Below are 4,860 nucleotides of genomic sequence, written 5' to 3' on the forward strand. Positions count from 1 at the left end.
CAAAGTCTTTATATTCCTGATTGGTAGAACGTCGCCCGAGCATGCTGTTTGGCTTTGGTGTACCGAATGGCATGTTCTCGTTGTAGATTGTGCCGCCCATAAAGTTCTCATTCAGGCCAACCTCTACAAAAGGCTTGAAGATAGATGGCAACGCATTCTTAAGAAGAAAGCCGGTAGCCGTATTCGATTCCTGTACCCCGATTGGTGAGAAAGAACCAAGGGCTGCCAGCATCACATCTCCTGCCCCTTGTATCGGGCTAACAGTGCCCGTAGCTGCCGCTTCCGAAGCCGTACCAATCACACTAAACACGTTGTAGCCATAAGGCATCGGGATTTTCCAGTAGCTACCATCCTGCTCGCCACCAAGCAGCGATTTCATGAGCACGAAGTTACGCTCTTTCACATAACCCGGCACTTTGTCGTACCAGTTAACGCCGTCGTCATCTTCACCCGCTCCGGCTCGGTTCATGCTCGCCAGTGCAAAGCTACCAGCCATGGCTCCGACCGCAATCTTCTGGGCTTTGTTCAGATTCTTCCATTTGAACTTCCCATCACCATTCAGGCCATACATGGTGCGCATAAAGTTAGCCGAACCCTGTATAGAGGCATTGGCAAACATATACATAGCATTTAGCGTGGTACCTATCTCACCGCGTCGGTTGAAGTTGACCGTCATGTTCTTTGCCAAGCTGGCAGCCTTCTTACGAGAAACGTTGGCCTTTCTGGCATTCACATACGCAGACAGTCGTACCGCGTTTTCTATCGCGCTGTTGGCGTTCTCAACTGCTCCAGTAACAAGATCCCAGCCCTTATACAATTTTCCTTTAGCAGTACCATTCACCATCTCGGTCATGCGCTCAAGTTCTGCAGCTTGGGCATCAATATCCTTCATATCAAACCAGCCAGTTTTAGCACCGTCGGCCATGAACTCTTCGTAATACTGCTGCCACTTAACATCATCACCTGTCAGCTTCTTGTTTCTCAATGAGGCATGAATCGCCTTTCCTGCTTTCCACGTATCTCGGATCACCTGCTTGGCAATCTTCTCGCCTTTGATTTTGCCATCTTTACGGGTCTGCTCTGCAGAGAGGTTCAATATCGCGGTCTGAATATCCCGGCTGAAGTTACCCAACACAAACTCAGGGTTATAGCTGGTATTCATCGAGGCCAAAAAGCGGTTAACCATCGCCATAGTGCGGATCACCCCATTGCTGGTATCTGGCCCCACGTTTTTCATTGCCTTCATCAACCGCTCGTCATGCAGGCGAATGTAATAGGTTTTGCCGTCCTTTTTAGTCGGAAAATAGAAATCGCTCATCATCGCCATGGGAACCGGCATGTCCTGCACAGTTTCTTCCAGCTCGCCGGTTTCAGGGTTCTTGCGCTCTACAACCTGTGGTGCGGTATCCGGTTTGTCTTGGGTGAATACCTGCCAGTAATCATCACTCGGGTTGTCCTGAACCAGCTTGAGCAGCGCATTACCCACCTCGTTCTTACGGGCACGGATCAGCTTTTCAGTTAGATCGATGATGGCGTGAGAGGTTGGTGATTCAGATTGAGACTTACGGCCCATGGCTCGCTTCGATTCCTTGCCACCGTTAGAGAAGCCTTTGCCAGTTCTGGGGGCGGATGGCTCATCTTTGGCTATGCCTTTAAGCGGCACGTAGTACTGATAGCTGTTTTCCCACGCATCAATGGTGCCTTCGGATTCCAAGCCGTTACCACGGAGCACATCACGCTGCTTCTTCAACATGCCATAAACAATATGAGCAAGCTCCTCATACTGCTTCTGTTTGCCGCTTTTACTGATTGTTTCCAGCGCCTCATGGGCATCTGCGGTTTTCATACCCGAGCCACCATCTGGCATTTCTGGATTAATGCTGGCAATGTGCTTGTTACGCTCCTCCGCATGGCGGGAACGCAAGAAGTCATCTAGCTCATCCTGGCTAATATTGAATTTGGCCATCTTGTCGGCCAGCGGCTTAACATAGGTATCGCGCATCAGGCGCAGATCATTCTCGGCCTTGCCATGAAACAGCTCTTCAGCAAGATAGGCATCGTTTGATTCATCCACCTTGCCTCCGGCCTTAGCGATGTTGCTCTGAACGTCTTTCAGTACTTTAAACTTATCCGCTATTTTGCGAACAGCGACTGAAGCCATGGTTTCAGCCGGTACAGCAAAGCCACCATCAGTGATATCGGTTTCAGGGTTGGTCTGGTTCTTTATGGCTGCTTGTGCTTTGTGAAGGGCTTTGGCGTAGGCGGTGTTATTCTGGGTGTGTTCCGTCCGGGAGAATTTCGGCTCATCCTTCTTGGATTTTGTTTCGCTGTTGGCTATTCTAGTAGTGGCTTCCGCTCCCCCTCTTGGTGCTATGGGTCCTTGAGCGCGTAGACGCGGCCCCGAACCGTTGTCACCGGAAGCTTGATTTCTTTCAAAGGAATGGTCGTAATAATACTTCCCGTCAGCCATTTCCCTAACACCAATAATGACGTCTTTAACACGCCCTTCGATATTGAATTTCACACCGTAGTAATGATGTGCCTTAACGGAAGGATTGCCCTTTTTCTCTGGCTCTGAACCCAAATACGATGCCTTCGTTAATAGCTCAGGCAGAGACGCCACAGAAGACAACAGATCTTTGTTAGCGCCTGATATGGTGTGCTTTATTCCACTTCGACCGACTTGGATAAGATGTCCGCTATCGTTGTTCTGGTAAGCCCTGCCCGCTATCTCAAAGCCTGTTGCCCTTGCTTGCAAACGCATGTCTTTAATATTGTCGGTCTCAATGGGCTTTCCCTGAACGACAGCCACATCATCAGGAACCCGTGAGAACTTAGCCCGAGAGAGCTTCCCCTCACCGGCATTCACATCAGCCTCAGGCGTATTTGGTGCCCAGGCATTCGCGGCTTTTACACGATCGGCTAGTGTCTCAACGATGTTTCTCATTTCAGCCTGAGTCACATCACCATTGCTCATCAGGCCAACCTTGCGCAGCGCTTTGGCAACAGCAGCTACCACTCGGTCATACCATTGCCCCAGCTTGCCCCGTTCGACCTCTGCTATTGCGGCCAACACCTCTTCGACCTGCATGCCAATTGGCTTGTCACGATAACTAAGCTCAATCTGCTCCCAAACATCACGCAGGTACTTGGAGTTCTTACCGCTGTACACCTTCATCAAGATGTTGTCGTACTCAACATCACCTACCACCGCCGCCAATCCATGATGAACAAGCACTTCATGGCGCAGTTTAGAGCGCAGCTCCCGCGTAGACGGCAAGTTATCTGCCACCACAACCACTTCATTGTTAAGGTAGAAGGCGTGAATAGTACCATCATCTTTGAAACCTAGTATCTGCTCGGCTTCAGCCTGGCTCTGAACAACTTTTACTGATACCCGGGCACCACCGTTGTATTGTCGCAGCCATGATTTAACAGCCAAATCGGCTTGAGGTTTTGGCATTCCTTTAGTTGCAGCTCTGCCTTCTGTTCGGCCAGTCTTGGAAAAAACTTCATCTTTCTTGGCTTGATTATCAACTACTAACACCGGGCCAGTCGCAGACTGTTCATGCACATCCTGATTTGCAGCCTCAGGTAAGCTATCAACGGCTATGGGCTGTTCGATGTTGCTGGTAATCCCAAAGGCAGTGCTAATGCTTTCATCGGGTATGGGCGTAGTATCAACCGCTGATTCTGGAACAGGCTCAGGGCCGATTTCATGGCTAGATTCTGAACTAGCTTCATATACAGAAACGCCCTCATCAGAGGGCGCTAGCATCATTGGTTCACTGACTTCATCAAAAGGTTCTTGAATAGGCTCTTGAAGTGATTCTGGAGCTGGCTGCGATGCCTCAATAGTTTCTGCCTCTTGAGGTATGTTGTCTAAACCAGGTTCAATCGGACCTGTATTTGCCGAAGCCGATACATCAACAGGATCACCCTGCAATTCCGGTTGTGGTATTTCAGTTATTGGGCTTTGTTCAGCTGTATCAGGCTCTAATGTCGGGCCGACACTTTCAGTAGCGGAAACATCTACAGGAGAAGCTTCTTGCTCCACCTCTGCATTACTGGCAGTCTGACGAACATTACCAGCAGCGCCCATACTGCCGCCCATCGCAGCACCTAAAGCACCGCCCGTAGCAGCGCTTTCAGCTACATTATCCCATGGGTCTATATCTGTACCGACAAATTCATTAGACACCTCGTTCTGAGCATATTGCTGCGTACCTTCCTGCAGTGCCTCCATGGGCGCTTCTCGAACGGCTCCGGATGCAAAACCTTTGGCAATACTTCCCTTCCCGCCTTTCAACAACACATTAGCTAACGGAATATCACCAATCATTGTGGCAGCAACGCTCGTCGCCAATACCTTGGGATCTGTCATCATTGCCCGGGAGGCCATATTGCCCACATTCTCCCGGGCCAAAGTGAGCTTTTCAGTATCGGTTAAACCGTCATACTCAGGGTTGGTATCAATAGCACGGAATTCATCTTTAAATACCTGAGATTCGGCTAGTTCGGCAAATGGCCGGTCCAAAATGTTTTGCTTCGCCTCAACCCCTTGAGAGCCCAGGTCGGAACCCACACCAACTGCCGCAGCTGGCGAACTGGCCAGCGTTTTCACCACCATTGGGGCCACTTTAGCGGCTAACTGCGGAGACGCACCGGTTCGAATCGCAAGTTGAGTAATGCTAGGCAACAATTGCCCCCCACCAGTTCCGGCAACCGTAGCTATGGTTGGCACAGCAGCACCGACTACATTAGCAAGGTGCATACTCCATACGGCTGGATCATTCGAGAGCTTCCAACTGCCGTCATCCTCTTTACTGACAGGCTTTTCACCTAAAGCGGCTTTCCCTT

Annotated in this window: 1 protein-coding gene; it reads right to left on the minus strand. The window is 50.2% G+C overall.

Features of this window, described 5'->3' with window-relative positions; genetic code table 11:
- The coding region (locus MHN01_RS16610; RefSeq protein ID WP_304622867.1) for an LPD38 domain-containing protein at nucleotides 1-4,860 on the minus strand (4,860 nt) is incomplete at both ends.

This window comes from Photobacterium sp. OFAV2-7 (genome assembly GCF_022347985.1).
Classification (GTDB): Bacteria; Pseudomonadota; Gammaproteobacteria; order Enterobacterales; family Vibrionaceae; genus Photobacterium.